This is a genomic window from Terrabacter sp. P5_B1, from assembly GCF_056400505.1.
This window is the reverse complement of sequence record NZ_JBFULD010000037.1, coordinates 1-18,826: the sequence shown is the minus strand read 5'-3', so window position 1 is coordinate 18,826 and position 18,826 is coordinate 1. Positions and strand designations below refer to the sequence as shown.

General features: G+C 70.4%; 18 protein-coding genes and 1 pseudogene. 6 read left to right on the top strand and 13 right to left on the bottom strand.

The window, feature by feature from the left end; genetic code table 11:
- Window positions 1-562, bottom strand: a pseudogene (locus tag AC1DP0_RS04775) (TM0106 family RecB-like putative nuclease); the annotation flags it as partial.
- Window positions 563-655: 93 nt separating this feature from the next.
- Here AC1DP0_RS04775 and AC1DP0_RS04770 point away from each other — a divergent pair.
- Window positions 656-1,333: a VOC family protein gene (locus AC1DP0_RS04770; protein ID WP_478082736.1), complete on the top strand. Its 678-nt coding sequence runs from the start codon at window positions 656-658 to the stop codon at window positions 1,331-1,333.
- A gap of 120 nt (window positions 1,334-1,453) precedes the next feature.
- On the opposite strand, the gene AC1DP0_RS04765 is transcribed toward AC1DP0_RS04770, so the two are convergent.
- Complete coding sequence (locus tag AC1DP0_RS04765) at window positions 1,454-2,041, bottom strand: DoxX family protein (RefSeq protein WP_478082735.1); 588 nt, start codon at window positions 2,039-2,041, stop codon at window positions 1,454-1,456.
- Between the two features lie 300 nt (window positions 2,042-2,341).
- On the opposite strand from AC1DP0_RS04765, the gene AC1DP0_RS04760 reads away from it, so the two are divergent.
- Both AC1DP0_RS04760 and AC1DP0_RS04755 read left to right on the top strand, forming a co-directional pair.
- Window positions 2,342-2,962, top strand: a complete 621-nt coding sequence (locus AC1DP0_RS04760) for a DUF6318 family protein (protein ID WP_478082734.1) — start codon at window positions 2,342-2,344, stop codon at window positions 2,960-2,962.
- 449 nt (window positions 2,963-3,411) lie between these two features.
- A complete protein-coding gene (locus AC1DP0_RS04755) occupies window positions 3,412-3,864 on the top strand; it encodes a hypothetical protein (RefSeq protein ID WP_478082733.1) in 453 nt (150 codons plus the stop codon).
- A gap of 28 nt (window positions 3,865-3,892) precedes the next feature.
- Here the strand turns inward: AC1DP0_RS04755 and arfC are convergent, their stop codons facing one another.
- The 11 genes from arfC to AC1DP0_RS04700 all read right to left on the bottom strand — a co-directional run bounded on the left by arfC (window position 3,893) and on the right by AC1DP0_RS04700 (window position 14,002).
- Window positions 3,893-4,360: a channel accessory protein ArfC gene (arfC, locus tag AC1DP0_RS04750; protein WP_478082732.1), complete on the bottom strand. Its 468-nt coding sequence runs from the start codon at window positions 4,358-4,360 to the stop codon at window positions 3,893-3,895.
- Window positions 4,357-4,635, bottom strand: a complete 279-nt coding sequence (locus AC1DP0_RS04745; RefSeq protein ID WP_478082731.1) for a hypothetical protein — start codon at window positions 4,633-4,635, stop codon at window positions 4,357-4,359. The genes arfC and AC1DP0_RS04745 overlap by 4 nt, the downstream gene beginning before the upstream one ends.
- 125 nt (window positions 4,636-4,760) lie before the next feature.
- Window positions 4,761-5,195 (bottom strand): hypothetical protein, encoded by a 435-nt coding sequence (locus tag AC1DP0_RS04740; RefSeq protein WP_478082730.1) that lies wholly within the window; start codon window positions 5,193-5,195, stop codon window positions 4,761-4,763.
- A gap of 93 nt (window positions 5,196-5,288) precedes the next feature.
- Window positions 5,289-6,098, bottom strand: a complete 810-nt coding sequence (locus AC1DP0_RS04735; protein ID WP_478082729.1) for an SDR family NAD(P)-dependent oxidoreductase — start codon at window positions 6,096-6,098, stop codon at window positions 5,289-5,291.
- Window positions 6,091-7,617 carry an aldehyde dehydrogenase family protein gene (locus AC1DP0_RS04730; RefSeq protein ID WP_478082728.1) on the bottom strand — a complete coding sequence of 509 codons (1,527 nt, stop codon included), beginning with the start codon at window positions 7,615-7,617 and terminating at the stop codon, window positions 6,091-6,093. The genes AC1DP0_RS04735 and AC1DP0_RS04730 overlap by 8 nt, the downstream gene beginning before the upstream one ends.
- Window positions 7,614-8,444 (bottom strand): ATP-binding cassette domain-containing protein, encoded by an 831-nt coding sequence (locus AC1DP0_RS04725; protein WP_478082727.1) that lies wholly within the window; start codon window positions 8,442-8,444, stop codon window positions 7,614-7,616. The genes AC1DP0_RS04730 and AC1DP0_RS04725 overlap by 4 nt, the downstream gene beginning before the upstream one ends.
- The gene (locus tag AC1DP0_RS04720; RefSeq protein ID WP_478082726.1) at window positions 8,441-9,460 is read right to left on the bottom strand and encodes an ABC transporter ATP-binding protein; all 1,020 of its coding nucleotides are present in this window, start codon (window positions 9,458-9,460) and stop codon (window positions 8,441-8,443) included. Before AC1DP0_RS04720 ends, AC1DP0_RS04725 begins: the two co-directional genes overlap by 4 nt.
- The gene (locus AC1DP0_RS04715; protein ID WP_478082737.1) at window positions 9,457-10,359 is read right to left on the bottom strand and encodes an ABC transporter permease; all 903 of its coding nucleotides are present in this window, start codon (window positions 10,357-10,359) and stop codon (window positions 9,457-9,459) included. The genes AC1DP0_RS04720 and AC1DP0_RS04715 overlap by 4 nt, the downstream gene beginning before the upstream one ends.
- Window positions 10,360-10,373: 14 nt before the next feature.
- Complete coding sequence (locus tag AC1DP0_RS04710) at window positions 10,374-11,321, bottom strand: ABC transporter permease (protein WP_478082725.1); 948 nt, start codon at window positions 11,319-11,321, stop codon at window positions 10,374-10,376.
- 90 nt (window positions 11,322-11,411) lie between these two features.
- Window positions 11,412-12,950, bottom strand: a complete 1,539-nt coding sequence (locus AC1DP0_RS04705) for an ABC transporter substrate-binding protein (protein WP_478082724.1) — start codon at window positions 12,948-12,950, stop codon at window positions 11,412-11,414.
- The gene (locus AC1DP0_RS04700) at window positions 12,947-14,002 is read right to left on the bottom strand and encodes an isocitrate/isopropylmalate dehydrogenase family protein (RefSeq protein WP_478082723.1); all 1,056 of its coding nucleotides are present in this window, start codon (window positions 14,000-14,002) and stop codon (window positions 12,947-12,949) included. Before AC1DP0_RS04700 ends, AC1DP0_RS04705 begins: the two co-directional genes overlap by 4 nt.
- Before the next feature lie 168 nt (window positions 14,003-14,170).
- Here AC1DP0_RS04700 and AC1DP0_RS04695 point away from each other — a divergent pair, with 168 nt between their 5' ends.
- The 3 genes from AC1DP0_RS04695 to AC1DP0_RS04685 form a co-directional block, all read left to right on the top strand.
- The gene (locus tag AC1DP0_RS04695; RefSeq protein WP_478082722.1) at window positions 14,171-15,610 is read left to right on the top strand and encodes an amidase; all 1,440 of its coding nucleotides are present in this window, start codon (window positions 14,171-14,173) and stop codon (window positions 15,608-15,610) included.
- Complete coding sequence (locus AC1DP0_RS04690; RefSeq protein ID WP_478082721.1) at window positions 15,603-16,367, top strand: FadR/GntR family transcriptional regulator; 765 nt, start codon at window positions 15,603-15,605, stop codon at window positions 16,365-16,367. The genes AC1DP0_RS04695 and AC1DP0_RS04690 overlap by 8 nt, the downstream gene beginning before the upstream one ends.
- Window positions 16,368-16,423: 56 nt before the next feature.
- Window positions 16,424-18,826: Tex family protein (locus AC1DP0_RS04685; protein ID WP_478082720.1), on the top strand; the 2,403-nt coding region annotated here is incomplete at its 3' end.

Genomic DNA, 18,826 nt, shown 5'->3' with positions numbered 1-18,826 from the left:
GCCGCCACGGGTGCGACTCGGCGTCACCTGTGACGACGGTCAACCACTGCGGGGGGACGCCTTGGAGCAGCTCGAGGCGGGCGGCATACGTCGCCATCTGGAGCAGGGCCGGAACCTTGAGCCGACGGGCGAGCTTGGTGTCGGCGATGTCGTAGCGCCAGGGACCCAGGTCGCTCGGCTCGTCGACGCGCAGCAGGAAGTCGGCGAGCCCCACCCAGTGGCCGTCGAAGAACGTCGCCTGGTAGATCACGTCGACGCCGCGCCGCATCGCGTCGACGGTGGCAGCCTCGGCCTCGACACCGCGCAGCCCGAGCGCCGCGATGTCCTCGACGGCGCGGCCCTCGGCCACGAGGCGCTCGAGGTAGGAGCGCTCGTGCTCGAGGCCCTTGGCGAAGACGAGGTTGAGGGAGTCGTCGGAGCCGGTCGCGGCGACCCTCGCGCCACCACCTCGGGCGGTCACGGCATCGAGCGCCTCGAGATCGAGCGTGGTGATGTGCGCGCAGGCGACGTGCTTCGTCAGGTCCGTGGGACTCAGGACCAGGTGGCCGTCGATGCGCTGCATGGAGGCGAGTATGCCGTCCGGCACCGACAGTGCTTTCGTGTCGCCCCTCGAGGACGAGGAGGAACACGCGCCACAAGGGGTTACGGTCCTCGCATGCCACTCGCGACGTACAAGGACCTGTGCATCGACGCCATCGACCCGCATGGCCTCTCCACGTTCTGGGGGCCGCTCCTGGGCTGGGAGGCACACCCGCACGACGACGGCGACTCGTGCCTGCGCGTCGGTGACGAGGTCCGGGTGTGGGTCAACCGGGTGCCGGAGCCCAAGACCGCCAAGAACCGTCTGCACCTGGACGTCCGGGCGGCCTCGCTGCAGCCCGCGCTCGACGCCGGAGCCGTGGTCCACGACGAGCAGCCCCGGTGGACGGTGCTGCTCGACCCGGACGGACAGGAGTTCTGCGTCTTCCTCCGGGACGAGCCGGTCACCGAGCCGGCCTACGAGCTCGTCTGGGACGTCACGGGCGACGAGGACGCAGCCCACCGTCTCGCCCGCTGGTGGGGCGAGACCCTCGGCGGCGACGTCGTCCGCGATGAGGGCTGGAGCCATGTCGAGAACGTGTCGGGGCTGCCGTTCGAGGCGATCGTCTTCCAGCCGGTGCCCGAGGACAGGACGACGAAGAACCGCATCCACATCGACGTCACGACCGACGACCTGGCGCCTCTCGTGTTCGCCGGCGCGATGGTTGTCCGGGAGAAGGGCGACGGCGGCATCGGCTGGACCGTCATGGCCGACCCGGCGGGCAACGAGTTCTGCGCCTTCACGCCCGAGTGACGGGCGCTCCTGACGCAGCAGGCACAGCAGGAAGGCGGCCCTCCGAGGAGGACCGCCTTGCTGCTCGGGCTCGAGGCCCGGGCTGGTGACCGTGTCAGGGGATCGCGGTCACCGACCCACTCACCGCAGGAAGCCGTTACCGACGTGGCGGCCCCACCACTTGCCAAGGCCCCAGGTGTCCCCGGCGAGCGTCGTGGCGAGAACCGCGATGCCCAGTGCCTCGATCCAGTGGCTGTCGAAGAGCGGGTTGGTGTAGGCGCCGGTGGTGCCGAGGGGGAACTCGGCGAGGTACATCATCGCGAGGAGGAGAGCGCCGGTCCAGGCGGCGATCTTGAGGCCGGCGCCGGCGAGGAGGGCGAGGCCGATGCCGAGGAGGCCGGCCATGAACACCCAGTCGGCCCACGGGCCGGCGATGTTCTTGAAGAAGCTGGCGAACGGTCCCTCAGCACCCTTCATGAAGCCTTGGGCGGGCGTTCCGCCGTGGATCCAGGCTTTGGCCGCCGGGGTCATGTAGCCGAGGCCGAACATCTTGTCGATGAAGGGCCACAGGAAGGTGAAGCCGAGCACGATGCGCAGACCTGCGAGGAACTTGCGAGCAAGGGCTGAGCGGACCACCTCTTCCTGGAAGGTGACGACGCCCTTGATGGGGTCATGCGCGGTGACCGGCGCGGTGCCTTGCGCATGCGTGTCGCGGGGGATGGTGCCCATGGAACTCAACTCCAGAACTCGATATGTGTTCCGGCAGCTTCTCTGTCGGTACTACAAAGTGTAGTAGTCACTATCGGTGGCCGCCACCCATTCGGATGTGATCTGCGGGACAGCGAGGTGAGACCGGGTCTCGGTCGCCCAACGGCTGAGGCCGTGAACAGCGAAAGTCCTGTGGACGGCGGACGACGATCGGGGTGCGGGTGCGAGACGATCGTCGTAGGTTGCCGTCGAGGGACGACGGCGTGACCGCACGTCAGACGATGCAACCGCACGATGATCGACGATCGACAGGGGACGCCGATGACCGCAGCCACACCGCACCGACACCGCACGCTCCTTCCGTATGCCGCAGCCCTCGTTGCGCTCGCGACGCTGGGTGCGTGCACGGGCGGAGACCGCGGACCGAGCAGAACGACTCCCCCGGCAAGCACCACTACGTCGGCTGCGCCCACGACGACGACAACCACCTCGCCCCCAAGCCCCAGCCCTTCCGTCGACCCAGTCATCGCCAAAATCCCGCCTACAGCTCGGCCCGAGACGCTTGACGGCGCCTCAGCTTACGCGCAGTTCTACTTCTCGCAGCTGAACCTGGCGTTTAGGAACGGTGATCCCTCCGCTTTGCTGGGCCTCTCCTCCCGCGACTGCAAGACATGCGAAGCCCTTCGGAACGGTGTTACGGACGTCGCGAAGGCCGGTCATCATTACGGGGACGACCTCACGAAAGTCAACTACGCCTCTGCCACTGAGTTTTCCTCGACGGCACGACGCGTGCTCGTCGATCTCAATCAGAGGGCTGTTCCGGTGCTTAACGAGAGCGGACGAAAGGTTGATGAAACGCGCTCGGCGAAGTTGGCGTTCGTTGCGACACTCCAATTCGATAAGCGCTGGATCATCACACGCCTACAAAAGGCAGACTCGTGAGGCCAAGGGCTCGGTCAGCGCTTATCGCCCTCGGCGCGATGCTGGCCATGCCCATCGCTCCGGCGCTGGCCGCAGACAGCAGTTGCAGCCAACTGGATGTCTGCGATGTCGACGACGCGGCTGTGGTTACTGGGCTCCTGTCGCGACGACAGGTTTTGGCACTGCCCAAGCATCCAGACGATCAGGGTGGGTCGGTCGACGAGATTCCGGCTTCCGCTCCCCGCTACGAGTACCTATCGCTCAACGACTGCCCCCAAGCGAAGCCTGAGACAATCACAGAACAGGTTTCATGCGCACATGCGCTAAGAGACTGCCCCGAAGGCGAACTAGGTCCGCTACTGAGAATCTGGCGCCGGACGGTCAAGGAAGGGATGGTTACGGAGCCCTGGACCACTCGAGGACTCACGTGTGCATCGGATGTTGCGCCGGGGTCGCGGCCGACTTTGACGATGGCTGACCTGATGGCTGCGTTCATGCGAACGCCGTGGTCGAAGCCGCAGGTCTCGAGCCAGCCGGCGGGCAACACGACGCTCGTGAACCTGACGACGTTCTACAAGGTCAACTGGGCGGTCGAAGGATTCCAGCCGGGCGAGGTCGACCGGTCCGTGCTGCGCGGCATCCCCGTGCAGATCCGCCCCAAGCTCGTCGGGTTCACCTACGTGTTCGGCGACGGCTCGACCGTGGGACCCACGACGTCAGCCGGTGGTGTCTACCCCAGCGGCGACATCACGCACGTCTATCGCGCGAAGGGCGAGTACCCCGTCCGCGTCGACACGACGTTCGGGGCCGACTTCAGCCTGGACGGCTCCACGTGGGACGAGATCCCCTCGACCGTCACCGTGCCGGGACCGCCGACGACCGTCACGGTTCGTGAGGCCAAGGGCGTGCTCGTCAACCACTGAGCAGCTTCCGCGACGGCGCGGCCCCAAGTCAGGGCGCCTTCGGGGTCTCGGTGTGCTGCTCGGCCTGCTCATCGACGGCCGCCACCTCGTCGGGGTCCCCGACGCCGGCCAGGTCCCCGTTCGGTGTCGCATCCGCCACGGGCGGCACGCTCAAGTCACCGGGCTCATGGTCCGGCTCCTGGGCCGCTTCGTGCGTGCGGCCGGACATGAGCGCATCCTCGTCCTCGGCGTCGCGGTCCCATGCCTCCGCAGCACCCGAGGCTTCGGACGTGGCGGTGCGAGCCCCGCCGAAGGCACTCGGATCGTCCTCGACGCCCTCGACGTCGTCCACGTCCTCGGCGTCTGCAGAGCTGCCGCTGCCCTCCGCCGCCGGCAGGTCAGCGCCTCCCGTGGCCGGGCCCCCGGCTGGCACCACCAAGGTGACCCGCTTCACGGTGACGAACCACGTGACCGCTGCCCCGAGGACGAACGCGACACCTACGAGCGGCCACTTCATCGTGCAGCCTCCGGTCCGGAGCCGAGGAGACCCGCCAACGCCTCATCCTCCGAGCTCGCCGGCACCAGACGGCCAGCCACCGCCATCGCCACGAGCGAACCGACCACAAACCCGACGATGCTCCACAGGAACACGCTCCAGAAGCCACTGTCGCTGCGTCCGATCATGCCGAGCAGCGCGGTCACGACGACGAGCGCCGTCCACCAGGCGCCGCCGATGCCGCGTCGGTACGCGCGACTCACTGTCTTCCCACTGCCGGGTACCTGCTGCGCCATGGCGCCTCCGAGGTTCGGACGTCCAAGCCGCGGTCGCGACCACGGCTTGGACGCTACCCCGATGGACCCGAGAGGGCGAGGGAACGCCACGGCATCTTCCCCACGCCGTGACGTCCCCGTGTCCCTCAAGCCGCTGCGCAGGCTCCCTCAGGCGGCAGCGCCGCGACATCGTCGAGCGCCGCGATTGCCACGGCGTGCAACGTGAGCCCCGTCTCGCGGCAGGCGCCCTCGAAGGCGGCACGGAGATCCCGGTCTCGTCGGGTCGCCCTCACGCGACCCGGTCGCGCGATCACCATGACGACGTCGTGCACGCCGTGACGCGAGACCTCTGTGAGCAGCAGACGCACGCCCTCGAGGACGTCTCCCACGCCCACGCGCCGCGGGTCGTCCGGCAGGCAGATCGGCTGGAGCAGGTGGAGGTTGGGGTGGCACAGCAGCAGGTAGGTGGCGCCCTCTGACCGCGACTGCTCCGGCACGATGAGGTCGACCACCCCCTCGAAGACGTCGGGGTCGGTGATCGGTCGTTGGGCCCAGTCCCGCGGGAGTTGCTCGAAGTGCATGGGTCGAGCATGGCTGCGACCGGTGACAGTCGGTGCGCGTTGTCCACACGCCCCGTGCCGGACCCGACCGCCGCGGACCCACGCAGTCGCCCATCACATCGGCGGCGTGTACCGCCCGTCGATGACGGTCCACCCACCGTCGACGAAGAGCTGGCTCCCGGTGACGAAGGACGACGCGTCCGAGGCGAGATAGACGACGGCGCCCACCAGCTCGTCCGGCCGCGACCAACGGCCCAACGCGCTCTTGCTCGCGTAGGCCTGCGACCACTCCGGCACCGCACGGATCTGCGCCGTGAGCGGCGTGTCGACGATGCCCGGCGCGACGGCATTGACCCGCACCCCCTGCTCCCCCAGCTCGACGGCGGCCGCCCTCAGCAGCTGCACGAGACCGGCCTTGGTGGCGGCATAGACGCCCTGCCCGGGCTCCACGGTCACCGCCCGGATCGAGCTGAAGCCCACGATGCTGCCCCGCCCGCGCTCTGCCATGCCGGCGCCGAACGCACGCACGAGCTCGAAGGAGGACCGCAGGTTGAGCCCGACCACCCGGTCGAACTCCTCTGCCGTGTAGTCGAGCACGCGCTTGCGCACGTTGGTGGCCGCCGTGAAGACGAGCACGTCGACGTCGCCGAGCTCGGCCGCCGCCCGAGCCACTGCCTCGGCGTCGGTCACGTCGAGCTCGTAGGCCTCCGTGCYGGCCCCGAGAGCCGCCGTCTCCTTCGCCGCCTCCAGGTTGCGATCCGCGCACACGACGTCCGCACCGTGCGCCGCCAGCGCGAGCGCGCTCTCCCGCCCGATGCCGCTGCCGGCGCCCACGACGACCGCCCGTCGGCCGTCCAGGCGAAACAGTCGTGAGTAGTCGGGCCGGCCCGTCCCGGTCGTCTGGTCGGTCTCGGCCTCACCCATGCGCAATCTCCTGCTTCTCCGGCACCGCTGCCGGTTCGGTGGCGGTCGGGGCTGGCGTCCCCGCCGCCGACGGCCGGATGATCGCCATCCGCGTCACCGTCAGCTCCTCGATGGCGAACCGCGGACCCTCGCGGCCGACGCCGCTGTCCTTGACCCCGCCGTAGGGCATGACGTCGGACCGGAAGCCCGGCACCTCGTTGACGACGACCCCGCCGGCCTCTATCCGGTCGATCGCTGCGAACGCGGAGCCGAGGCCCTCGGTGAACACGCTCGCGTGCAGGCCGTAGCGCGACCGGTTGACGACGTCGATGGCAGCGTCGAGGTCGGGCACCGACCGCACCACGACCACCGGCCCGAAGACCTCCTCGTCCCAGGCGAGCTGGCCGTCCGGCACGTCGAGCAGCACGGTCGGCTCGACGACGCCCTTGCGTATGCCGCCTCCGTGCACCAAGGTGCCCCCGGCCTCGCAGGCGGCTCGCACCCACTCGATGACGCGCTCGGTCGATCGGGCGTCGATGAGGGCAGAGACCCGAGTCGCCTCGTCCCGCGGGTCACCGACGACGACCCGCTCCATGCGGGCGGCAAGCGCGGCCAGGAAACGCGTACGCGCCGACTCGACGACGACCACCCGTTGCACACTGATGCAGGCCTGCCCCGAGGCGTAGTAGCCGCCCCGGACCACGGCGTCTGCGGCCGCGTCSACGTCGGCGTCTGCGGCCACGACGAGGGCCGCGTTCGAGCCCAGCTCGAGCAGCACCTTCGTCGGCGCGGCGTCCTTGGCGATGCGGTGACCGACCGCGGCCGAACCGGTGAAGGAGACCGCCGCCACGCGCGGGTCCGTCGTCAGGGCCGTACCGACGTCCACTCCACCGGTGACGAGCTGGACCCCTGATCGCGGACCGCCGGCCGCTGCCAGAGCCTCGCGGAGCACGTGCACGAGCCACAGGGTGGCCAGCGGCGTCTGTGGCGCCGGCTTGAGGACCACGGGGCACCCCGCGGCGAGGGCRGGCGCCAGCTTGTGCACGGCGAGCAGCAGCGGGTAGTTGAACCCGGCGATCCCGACGACGACGCCGATCGGCTTGCGGACCCAGAAACCCAGAAGCCCCTCACCGCTCGGCAGCAGGTCCAGCGGCACCGTCTCGCCGTGAAGACGTGCCACCTCCTCGGCTRCCGTCATGAGGGTCAGCAGGGTCCGGTCGACCTCCACCCGGCAGTCGACGAGGGGCTTGCCGGTCTCGAGCACGAGCAGACGCTCGACGTCCGCGCGCCGCTCCGAGAAGACGCGGTGCGTCTCCAACAGGGCGGCCCGACGGGCGTGCGACGGAAGGGAACCCATCCGCTCTCGGACGCCAGCGGCATACGAAAGTGCTTGCAGCGCAATCTCGCTCGTTCCGACCGGCGCGGAGGCGACGACCTCACCGGTAAAGGGGAACGTCAGGGTCGCCCTCTCGGGGACGTCGACCCAGCCATTGCCGACCGGCAGTCCGACAGGGTGTTCCGGGGTGTAGCTGGTGTTCACGATGCATCTCCAAGAAGGTCTGCCGTGCCTGCCCCTGCGAGGGCGCGGCGCATGCTCGGCGCCGCGCGGAGGAGGCGCTGGGTGTAGGGGTGCTGGGGCGCCTCGAAGATCTGCTGCGTCGGCCCGGTCTCGACGATCTCGCCCTCGCTCATGACCGCCACGCGCTCGCAGACGTGCCGCACCACGGACAGGTCGTGCGAGACGAAGACGAGCGTGAGCCCGAGCTCGCTGACGAGGTCGGTGATGAGGTTGAGCACCTGGGCGCGCACCGACACGTCGAGGGCACTGACGGGCTCGTCGGCGAGCAGGATCGACGGCGACGGCGCGAGGGCCCGCGCGATCGAGATGCGCTGGCGCTGTCCGCCCGAGAACTGGTGCGGGAACCGGTCGGCCGCCTCCGGGCTCAGGCCCACCGCGTCGAGCAGCTCCGCGACGCGCGCCCGGCGGTTGGGCAGCCGCTGCGCCACGAGCGGCTCGGCGATGATGTCGCGGACCCGCATACGCGGGTCGAGCGAGCCCATCGGGTCCTGGAAGACCAGCTGCAGGCTCGAGCGCAGGAAGCCGAGCTTGCTCTCCTGGACGCCCGAGACCGTCTGGCCTTCGACCTGCACCTGGCCGCTCGTCGGCTGGTCCAGACCGGCGAGGAGGCGCATGAGCGTCGACTTGCCGCAGCCGGACTCACCGACGATGCCGAAACGCTCACCGCGTGCCACCTCGAACGAGACGCCCTTGAGCGCCTCGACGAGCGGCCCGGGCTGCCGCACCGAGGTCCGTGGCCGCCGGTAGCTGCGACGCAGCTCGTGCACGCGAATGGCCGGAGTCGTCATGACCCACGCTCCTCGTCCGCGGGGTGATGGCAGGCGAAGCCGTCCCCGGACTCGGGACCGGTCCAGGCCGGGTCCGTGGCGCACACCTCGGTGGCGTGGTCACAGCGGCTGCGAAAGACGCACCCGTCCGGGAAGGCGCCGGCCGGGGGCACGGTGCCCCGGATGGTGGGCAGCCGCCCCCCGGGAACCGCCGTGTCCAGGTCGGACGCGGCGAGCAGACCCTGCGTGTAGCGGTGGTGCGGTCGCCGGAAGACCTCGCGCACCGGGCCCGCCTCGACGACCCGGCCGCCGTACATCACGAGGACGCGCTCGCACACCGTTGCCACGACGGACAGGTCGTGGGTGATGAAGAGCATCGCGGAGTTCCGCGCCGCCACTCCCCGCACGATGAGGTCGAGCACTCGCGCCTGGACCGTGACGTCCAACGCCGTCGTCGGCTCGTCGCACACGAGCAGGGCCGGGTCGTTGGCCAAGGCGATCGCGAGGACGACGCGCTGGCGCTGGCCGCCGGAGAGCTGGTGCGGGTATGCCCTCGCTGCGTTGGCCGGGTCGGGCAGGCCCACCTGGTCGAGGAGCTCCACCACCCGCGCGCGGGCGGCCCGCCGGTCGCCGCCCCGGCCGGCGTGCACGCTGATGGCCTCCGCGACCTGCTCGCCGACGCGCATCGTGGGGTTGAGGGCCGTCATCGGCTCCTGGAAGACCATGGCGATCTCACGACCCCGGACTGCAGCGAGGTCCCGCTCGCGTGCCCCGACGAGGTCCCGGTCCACTCCTGCCAGCCGGATGGAGCCGCTGACGCGGGCGTCGTCGGGGAGCAGCCCGAGCAGGGCGAGGCTCGTCAGCGACTTGCCCGAGCCGGACTCCCCGATGAGGCCGACCCGTTCGCCCTGGTCGATGGTGAAGGAGACGTCATGCAGCAGGTGGAAGCGGCCGAGTCTCACGTCGAGGTGCTCGACGTCGAGCACTCGGGGGGTGGGCGCCGTGTCCGGGAGTGACTGCGCTGCAACGGCGGTCATCGTCGATCCTCCAGACGCGGGTCGTAGTGGTCGCGGAGYCCGTCGCCGAGCAGGTTGAAGCCCAGCACGGCCAGCGCGATGGCGATGCCGGGCACGACGGCGAGGTGCGGCGCCGAGAAGAGCAGCTCCTGGCTCTCCTGCAGCATCCGGCCCCAGCTCGGGGTGGGAGGCGGCGTGCCGAAGCCGAGGAAGGACAGCGCGGCCTCCGCGAGGACCGCGATCGCGAACGACACCGAGGCCTGCACGATCACGAGCCCGCTGACGTTGGGCAGGACGTGACGCAACCCGACGGCCCACGGTCCGCGGCCGGCCGCGCGAGCCGCCATGACGTACTCGGTGTTCAGCACCTGCATCGCCCCGCTGCGCACGAGACGGACGAAGCTCGGCACCGAGGCGATGCCGATGGCGACCATGGCGACCAGGGTGCTGCCGCCGTAGACGGCGCTGAACATGATGGCGAGCAGGAGGGCCGGGAAGGCGAGGAGCAGGTCCATGCCTCGCATCAACGGCTCCCCCACCACCCGGGGCGCCATCGCGGCCACGATGCCGAGCGGCACACCCACGAGTCCAGCGACGCCGACGGCGACGAGACCGACGAAGAGGGTGGTGCGGGCGCCGACGAGGACCTGGCTGAGGACGTCTCTGCCGAACTTGTCCGTGCCGAGGAGGTAGTCGGGGTCACCGATGGGGCGCAGCCTGGCCGAGGCGTCCACGAACGTCGGGTCGTGCGGCGTCCAGACGAACGAGACGAGGGCCATCAGGACCACGACGCCGACGATGGCCGCACCGACGAAGAAGCTGGCTCCCGGGCGCCGACGGGGGCTGCTGGTCACCGGGGCGGGCTCCCCTGCCAGGTCGGGAGGGGTGGGCCCGTCGAGGGATACGACAGGGCGAGGCATGTGGTCGGCGCTCATCAGGTGGCCACCTTCAGTCTCGGGTCGATGACGAGGTAGAGCAGGTCGACGACGAAGTTGACGACGAGCACCGCGAGGACGAGCAGCATGACGATGTCCTGGACGAAGATGAGGTCGCGGTTGGCCACCTGGTCGAGCAGGAGGCTGCCGAGCCCCGGGATGACGAAGACACGCTCGACCACGACCGCCCCGATGAGCAGGGTGGCGAGCTGGAGGGCGAGGACGGTGACGACCGGGATCGCTGCGTTGCGGAAGCCATGCCGACGCAGCGCCCGCATCGCGCCGAGCCCCTTGGCCCTGGCCGTCCGGATGTAGTCCTCGCGCTGCACGTCGAGGATCGAGCTGCGCACGTAGCGGCTCAGCACGGCGCCCTGCACGAGGCCGAGGGCGAGCACCGGCAACACGAGCTGGCGCAGGAACTGGACGGGGTCCTCGTTGGGCGGCGTCCAGCCGTTGGCGGGCAGCCACTGCAGCTTCACGGCGAACACGGTGACGAGCAGGATGCCGGCCAGGAAGGCGGGGACGGCCACGCCGACCTGCGAGAGCGCGGACAGCACGAACCCGCTCGGCCGGCGCTGCCGCAGGGCCATCAGCGTGCCGAGGGGGATCGCGATGACGAGGGCGAGCACCATCGAGCACACGACGAGCCAGAGCGTCACCTGCAGGCGGTCCACGATCTGCGGTGCGATCGCCACCTTGGACACGTAGCTGGTGCCGAGGTCGAACCGCAGGAACCCGCCGACCCACGAGAGGTACTGGGTCACCAGCGGCTGGTCGAGGCCGAACTGCTGCCGCAGCTGTGCGACCGAGGCCTCGGAGGCGTTGACGCCCAGCGCAACCCGCGCCGGGTCGCCCGGCAGCAGCGCCATGAAGGCGAAGACCAGCATGGAGCTGACGACGAGACTCGCGACGAGCGCCGCCGTGCGTCTGAGGATCTGGAGCAGCATCGATGTCCTGTCAGGGTCGAGGGACGCGGGGTCCGTCTCGAGTCGGGTCCCGCGGGACCGGCCGGTCGGTGGCCGGCCGGTCCCGCACCGTCAGGACCTCGCCAGGTCGGCGAGCTCGAACGACTCGGTGATGGCGTTCTTCGGGAGCCCGGTGATGCCCTTCTCGGCGACCATGAGGTTCGGCAGGACGAAGAGCACGTCGCCCGCAGCGTCCTGCGACAGCTCCCGCGCCGCCTTCTTCATCAGCGTCACCTGCTCCTCGGGCGTGCCGGAGTCGGCGGCGGCGAGGTCGGCCTGCAGCTGCTTGTTGTCGTAGCGCGTGTAGTACGTCGGGTCACCGAAGACCGCCGGGAGGTCGCGTGGCTCGACGTGCGCGATGATCGACATGTCGTAGTCCGCGTCCTTGAAGACCGTCGAGAGCCACACCGCCGGGAACTCGAGCTGGTCGAGCGTGACCTTGAAGCCGGCCTGCTCGAGCTGGCTCTTGACCACCTGGCCGCACGAGACGGCATACGGCAGGGAGGGGATGCGCAGACGCACCGGGGTGGCTCCGGCGTTCGTCTCGGCGACGAGGGCCTTGGCCTTGGCGAGGTCGTGGGGGTAGAGGCCGTTGAGGTCCTCGTACCAGGGGTCGGTCGGCGGCACCATGCTGCCGACGAGGGTGCCGTGGCCCGCCCAGCACGTGTCGAGCAGGGCCTTGTGGTCGATGGCGTAGCGGGCGGCCTGGCGGACCTTGGCGTTGTCGAAGGGCGCCTTGCCGTTGTTCATCGACAGCAGCACCTCGCCGTTCGTCGTGCCCTCGACGATCTCGTAGGCGTCATTGCCCTGGAACTGCGCGAGCGACTCCGGAGCCTGGACCGTCCCGATGACGTTGATCGTCTTGGTCAGCAGCGCATTGTTGAGGGCGGTCGGGTCCTTGAAGTACTTGAAGGTCACCTGCTGGAAGTAGGGCTTCTTCCCCCAGTAGGAGGGGTTGGCCTTGAGGCTGATGGAGTCGCCCCGGCGCCACTGGTCGAAGACGTAGGGCCCGGTGCCGACCGGCTTGGTGGCGAGGTCGGCGGTCTCCTTCTCGGTCATCATCGCGCCGACACGGGTGGACATCCGGTAGAGCCAGTTGTTGCTCGGCTTGCTGAGGGTGACCTGCAGCTTGGTGTCGCTGAGCGCCTTGGCGGCCGCGACGACGCTCATGGCGGCCTTGAGCGAGACCGTCCAGTCCTGCTTGACGCGGTTGATCGAGTAGACGGCGTCCTTGGCGGTGAAGGGCTGGCCGTCGCTGAACTTCGCGTTGTCGACGAGGTCGAAGGTGTAGGTGCGACGGTCCGGCGAGACGGTCCACGACTTGGCGAGCGCAGGCTTGAGGTCGCCCTGCTGGTCGACCTTGACGAGCGTCTCGTAGACGTTGTCGAGCAGCGCCTGCGGGATCGCGGCACCGTCCTTGGTCGTGAAGTCGAGGCTTGCCGGCTCGGCGACCAGTCCGACGGTGAGGGAGGTGTCGCCGCCGGAGCTACCGGCTCCCCCGGTGCCGCCCGAGCCACCGGCGCCGGAGGTTCCCGAGCCGGCCGAGCAGGCCGCGGTGAGGGCAAGGAGCAGCGTCGCCGACGCGGCCGTGCCGATGCGGGTGTGCTTCATCGTGACTCCATCTCGTGCAGGACCGCTGTGGCCAGCTGCGAGGTGCTCGCCGTGCCGCCGAGGTCAGGGGTGTGGTGGTGCGGTGAGCGAAGGGTCGCGGCCAGGGCCGTGCGGACGGACTGGGCGGCTGCGGTGCGGCCGAGGTCGTCGAGGAGCATCGCACCCGAGAGCAGGCACGCGGTGGGGTTGGCGATGCCACGACCCGCGATGTCGGGCGCCGAGCCGTGGACCGGCTCGTAGACACCGGGGACGCTCCCGCCGGGCAGGACGTTGGCGCTCGGCGCCATCCCCATACCGCCGGCGAGCACAGCCGCGAGGTCGCTGAGGATGTCGCCGAAGAGGTTGCCCGCGAGGAGGACGTCGAGCGAGTGCGGACTCTGCACGAGCCGGGCGGCCATGGCGTCGACGAGCACGACCTCGAGCTCGACGTCCGGGTGTCGCTCTGCCACCTCCCGGACGACTGCGTCCCAGAGTGGGTAGCCGTGACGCATCGCGTTCGACTTGGTGACCAGCGAGAGGCGCCCGCGTCGCTGCTCGGCGAGGGTGAACGCGTGCTCTGCAGCGCGCTCGATGACACGCCGCGAGTGCACGGCGACCTCGATCCCGAGGTCGTGCCCGGTGCCCGCGTGGGCCAGACCACCCGCCCCGACGTACTCGCCCTCGGTGTTCTCACGCACGATGACGAGGTCGACCCCGTCGACATCCTTGACTCGGCTCGGCACACCCTCGAAGGCCCGCACCGGACGGATGTTGACGGCAAGGTCGAGCTGCTGGCGCAGGCCGATGATCAGGCCCCAGACCAGCTCGTGGTCGGGCACGTCGGGTCGCCCCACCGCTCCGAAGAGCACGGCGTCGTGAACCCGCACCGTGTCGCCGGCGTCGGGGGGCATCGCGGCACCCTCGCGCACGAATCGGTCTGCGCCCCAGTCGAGCTCGGTGACCGCGAGATCCTCGCCCTGGCTTGCCAGAGCGGCAGAGAGGACCGGCAGCGTGGCAGCGACGACCTCGGGGCCCACCCCGTCACCGGGGATCGCTGCGAGTCTCACCGTCATGGGTCTCCTTGCTCAGCGGAGGGGGTCATCGTCGACGTTACGAATTCACTGGTCTGACCAGTGGACTTTTTCACTGTGACAGGTACCGTTTCTCTCATCAGGCCGGATGTCAAGAGCTCGTCCGGCGAGTCAGACGGCCTCAGGGCCGTCCCACGCGGAAGGCCGTCCATGCCGCACTCGTCTGGCCGACCAGCCAGCCTCAGCGCCGCCGAGCTCGTCACCGCGTATGCCGCCGGAGACCTGTCGCCCGTGGACGTGGTCGAGGACGTGGCCGCCGTCATCGAGGCTCGAGAGCCCGAGCTCAACGCCTTCTGGCAGGYCGACCTCCGGAGCGCCCTCACGGCCGCGCGCGCCAGTGAGCAGCGTTGGGACAGGGGCCAGCCCGCTGGACCGATTGACGGCGTGCCCGTCACCGTGAAGGAGAACCTCGCCCGAGCCGGGGTCCCGATGCCCGCCGGGAACGCCGGCGTGGATCCGGTCGTCCCGCTTCGCAGCAGCCCGGTCGTCGAACGCATCGAAGAGTCCGGCGGCGTCATCCTCGGCTCCACCGTCATGCCGGACTGGGGCATGCTCAGCTCCGGCGTGTCGAGCCTGCACGGGGTGACGCGCTCGCCCTGGAACACCTCACTGACGACCGGCGGCTCGAGCTCCGGTGCCGGAGCGGCCGCGGCCGGCGGCTACGGTCCGCTCCACGTGGGCACCGACATCGGTGGCTCCATCCGGCTCCCGGGCACCTGGCTGGGTCTGACCACCCTCAAGCCCAGTGCCGGGCGCGTACCGCTGGACACGCCCTACCTCGGCCGGGCGGCCGGTCCGCTGGCCCGTTCGGGGCGCGACGCGGCCCTGCTCCTGTCGGTCATCAGCCGGCCCGACGTCCGAGACTGGACGAGCCTGCCACCCGAGGATCTCGGCACCGTGCTCCCCCCGGAACCACGCGACGTCCGCGGCCTGCGCGTGGGCCTGCATCTCGACGCCGGCTGCGGACTGCCGCTGGAGCCGGAGGTGCGCCAGGCCGTCGAGGCGGCCGCCGCGGTCTTCGCCGAGGGCGGGGCCGAGGTCGAGACCCTGCCGCCCTTCATGACTCCGCGCATGCTGCACGACCTCGACGAGTTCTGGCGGGTGCGCTCGCTCGCGGACTTCCAGGCCCTGAGCCCGGCAGCCCGCGAGCGGGTCCTTCCCTTCATCCAGCGGTGGGTGCTCGCGGTGCGAGAGGTGGACGGCACGACCGTCCTTCGCGACTACGCCAGCATCATGGCTCTCCAGCGGGCCACGGTGGCGGCCACCGAGCCGTACGACCTCGTGCTCTCCCCCGTGGCGCCGGTGACCGCCTTCCCTGCCGAGTGGCCCATGCCGTGGGGTGAGGAGGATCGGGGCATGGCGCACATCGGCTTCACCGCGCCCTACAACATGTCGGGACAGCCGGCAGCGTCGGTCAACTGCGGGTTCACGCACGATGGCCGCACCATCGGGTTGCAGGTGTCGGGCAGGCGCTTCGACGACGTCGGTGTGCTCTGCGCCGTCGACTGGTTCGAGGGGCACCGCCCCGACTCGGCGAAGCCGGCGTGGCCCATTCCCGAGATGAGTGACATCGGTGGCTCCCGTGGCTGAGGTGACGGCCCCCGCCTTCGAGACGGTCCGCCCGGTGCGCCTCTACGAGCGCATCGTCGAGCAGGTCGAGGCGGCGATCGCGAGCGGCGAGCTGCGTCCCGGTCAGCGGCTGCCGAGCGAGCGCGAGCTGGTCGTGCAGTTCGGCACCAGCCGGGCCACCGTGCGTGAGGCCCTGCGGGTGCTGGAGAGCAACGGCGTGGTGCGCTCGCGGCCGGGCGACCCGAACGGCCCCGAGGTCCTTCCCTTCACCACCGGCGGTCTGACGAAGCAGATGCGCCGGCTGGCCCGGGCCGATGGCCTCACCCTCTCGCAGCTGCTCGTCTCCCGGATGATGCTCGACTCGACGGCGAACCGGCTCGCCGCCGTGCTGCGCACGGAGGCGGAGCTCGCCGAGATGGACGCCGCCATCGAGCAGATGCGCACCGCCGTGGATGGCGGGTACGGCTCGTTCAGCGAGGCCGACTTCGCCTTCCACGAGGCCATCGCCCGCGCGAGCGGCAACACCCTCATCCAGGTCTGCAACGGCGTCGTCCGCGACACCGTGCTCTCCCTGATCTCGGACAAGATCGCGCACGCCCGCAACGCCCAGGTCCTCATGAGGCGCTCCCTCCATCACCACGAGCAGGTGCTCGCCGCGATCCGGGCCGGCGACGGCCCCGAGGCCGGCCGGGCCTCGCTGCACAGCCTCTACGACTACTACGCGAGCTACGTCCCCAGGGCCGAGCGCGCAGCGCTGCAGGCCCTGCTCGACGACTGAGCGCCCCGGCACGGCAGAATGCGTGGCTCGATGTGTCGTCAGAGGAGAACAGCCCAGTGAGTGTGCAGGTGAAGGTGCCGTCGATCGAGCGTCGCATCGCAGAGGAGCTCGGCGTCCGTGACGGGCAGGTGACCGCCGCCGTCGGGCTGCTCGACAGCGGGTCGACCGTCCCCTTCGTGGCCCGGTATCGCAAGGAGGTCACCGGCGGCCTCGACGACACGCAGCTGCGCACGCTCGAGGAGCGTCTCGGCTACCTCCGCGAGCTCGAGGAGCGTCGCGCGGCCGTGCTCGCATCCGTCGAGGAGCAGGGCAAGCTCGACGACGCGCTCCGTGCGCAGATCCTCGCCGCCGAGACGAAGGCCCGCCTCGAGGACATCTACCTCCCGTTCAAGCCGAAGCGCCGGACCAAGGCCCAGATTGCCCGGGAGGCGGGGCTGGAGCCGCTCGCAGACCTGCTGATCGGCTCTCCCGACATCGACCCGTCATCTGCCGCAGCAACATTCGTCGATGCCGACCGCGAGGTCGCGGACGCCGCGGCCGCTCTCGATGGTGCCCGCGCCATTCTCGTCGAGCGCTTCGCCGAGGACGCCGACCTCATCGGCGACCTCCGTGAGCGCGTCTGGAAGCACGGGCACATCGGCTCCCGCGTGCGCTCCGGCAAGGAGGAGGAGGGCGCGAAGTTCTCCGACTACTTCGACTTCTCCGAGCCCCTCTCCAAGCTGCCGTCCCACCGCATCCTCGCCCTCTTCCGGGGAGAGAAGGAGGACGTCCTCTCGCTCGAGATCATCCCCGACGACCCGGCGGCCGAGCAGCAGCCCGGCCCCACGGCATACGAACGCGCCATCGCGCGCCGCTTCGGCATCGAGAACGCCGGGCGCCCCGCCGACCAGTGGCTGGCCGACACCGTGCGCTGGGCCTGGCGCACGAAGATCCTCGTCCACCTCGGCATCGACGCCCGTATGCAGCTGCGCCGAGCGGCCGAGGAGGAGGCCGTACGCGTGTTCGCCGCCAACCTGCGCGACCTGCTGCTCGCTGCCCCCGCCGGCGCACGCACCACGATGGGCCTCGACCCGGGCTTCCGCACCGGCGTCAAGGTCGCGGTCGTCGACGGGACGGGACGCGTCGTCGCGACCGAGGTCATCTACCCGCACGTCCCGCAGCACCAGTGGGACCGCTCGCTCGCCACGCTGGCCGGCCTGGCCAAGGAGCACTCCGTCGACCTCATCGCCATCGGCAACGGCACGGCCTCTCGCGAGACCGACCGGCTCGCCGCCGACCTCATCAAGGCCCACCCGGAGCTGAAGCTGACGTCGGCCGTCGTCTCGGAGGCCGGCGCCTCCGTCTACTCCGCGTCGGCGTTCGCCTCGCAGGAGCTGCCGGGCATGGACGTCTCGCTGCGCGGAGCCGTCTCGATCGCCCGCCGCCTGCAGGACCCGCTCGCCGAGCTCGTCAAGATCGACCCGAAGTCGATCGGCGTCGGGCAGTACCAGCACGACATCAGCCAGACCGCCCTCTCGCGTTCGCTCGACGCGGTCGTCGAGGACTGCGTCAACGCGGTGGGCGTCGACGTCAACACCGCCTCGGCTCCCCTGCTGACACGCGTCTCGGGCATCACCCCGGGTCTGGCCGACAGCATCGTCGCGCACCGCGACGCGGTCGGCGCCTTCCGCACGCGCAAGGCGCTCAAGGACGTGCCGCGCCTCGGACCCAAGGCGTTCGAGCTGGCTGCCGGCTTCCTGCGCATCCCGGGAGGCGACGACCCCCTCGACGCGTCGGCCGTGCACCCGGAGGCCTACCCCGTGGTGCGTCGGATGCTGGAGTCGACGGGGCAGAAGCTGACGTCACTCATCGGCAACACGACTGCGCTGCAGGCCATCCGGCCTGCCGACTACGTCGATGACACCTTCGGCCTCCCCACGGTCACCGACATCATCAGCGAGCTCGACAAGCCCGGCCGCGACCCGCGACCGACCTTCAAGACAGCCACCTTCAAGGAGGGCGTCGAGGAGATCAAGCACCTCGAGCCGGGCATGACGCTCGAGGGCGTCGTCACCAACGTCGCGGCATTCGGGGCCTTCATCGACATCGGCGTGCACCAGGACGGCCTGGCCCACGTGTCGGCCCTGTCGAAGAACTTCGTGCGCGACCCGCGCGAGGTGGTCAAGCCCGGCGACGTCGTCATGGTGAAGGTGCTCGACGTCGACGTCCCGCGCAAGCGCATCTCCCTCACCCTGCGTCTCGACGACGAGGTGACCGGTGGGCCCAGGGAGCGCGGTGGACAGGGGGCGCCGGGCGCACCGGGCGGCCAGTCCCGGGGAGGCCAGGCGCGCGGGGGGCAGCCCCGTGGAGGCCAAGGGCGCGGTGGACAGCCTCGCGGGAGCCAGGGATCGACGGGCCAGGGCGACCGCGCCCGTCGAAAGGACGCGCCCCCCGCCGGGGCCATGGCGGAGGCCCTTCGC

Coding starts and splice junctions, on each gene's coding strand:
- AC1DP0_RS04740 (WP_478082730.1), bottom strand. CDS start 5,195: ATGCACTTCGAGCAACTCCCGCGGGACTGGGCCCAACGACCGATCACC.
- AC1DP0_RS04745 (WP_478082731.1), bottom strand. CDS start 4,635: ATGGCGCAGCAGGTACCCGGCAGTGGGAAGACAGTGAGTCGCGCGTAC.
- AC1DP0_RS04700 (WP_478082723.1), bottom strand. CDS start 14,002: ATGACGGTGAGACTCGCAGCGATCCCCGGTGACGGGGTGGGCCCCGAG.
- AC1DP0_RS04770 (WP_478082736.1), top strand. CDS start 656: ATGCCACTCGCGACGTACAAGGACCTGTGCATCGACGCCATCGACCCG.
- arfC (WP_478082732.1), bottom strand. CDS start 4,360: ATGAAGTGGCCGCTCGTAGGTGTCGCGTTCGTCCTCGGGGCAGCGGTC.
- AC1DP0_RS04755 (WP_478082733.1), top strand. CDS start 3,412: ATGGCTGACCTGATGGCTGCGTTCATGCGAACGCCGTGGTCGAAGCCG.
- AC1DP0_RS04760 (WP_478082734.1), top strand. CDS start 2,342: ATGACCGCAGCCACACCGCACCGACACCGCACGCTCCTTCCGTATGCC.
- AC1DP0_RS04765 (WP_478082735.1), bottom strand. CDS start 2,041: ATGGGCACCATCCCCCGCGACACGCATGCGCAAGGCACCGCGCCGGTC.
- AC1DP0_RS04710 (WP_478082725.1), bottom strand. CDS start 11,321: ATGCTGCTCCAGATCCTCAGACGCACGGCGGCGCTCGTCGCGAGTCTC.
- AC1DP0_RS04705 (WP_478082724.1), bottom strand. CDS start 12,950: ATGAAGCACACCCGCATCGGCACGGCCGCGTCGGCGACGCTGCTCCTT.
- AC1DP0_RS04720 (WP_478082726.1), bottom strand. CDS start 9,460: ATGACCGCCGTTGCAGCGCAGTCACTCCCGGACACGGCGCCCACCCCC.
- AC1DP0_RS04725 (WP_478082727.1), bottom strand. CDS start 8,444: ATGACGACTCCGGCCATTCGCGTGCACGAGCTGCGTCGCAGCTACCGG.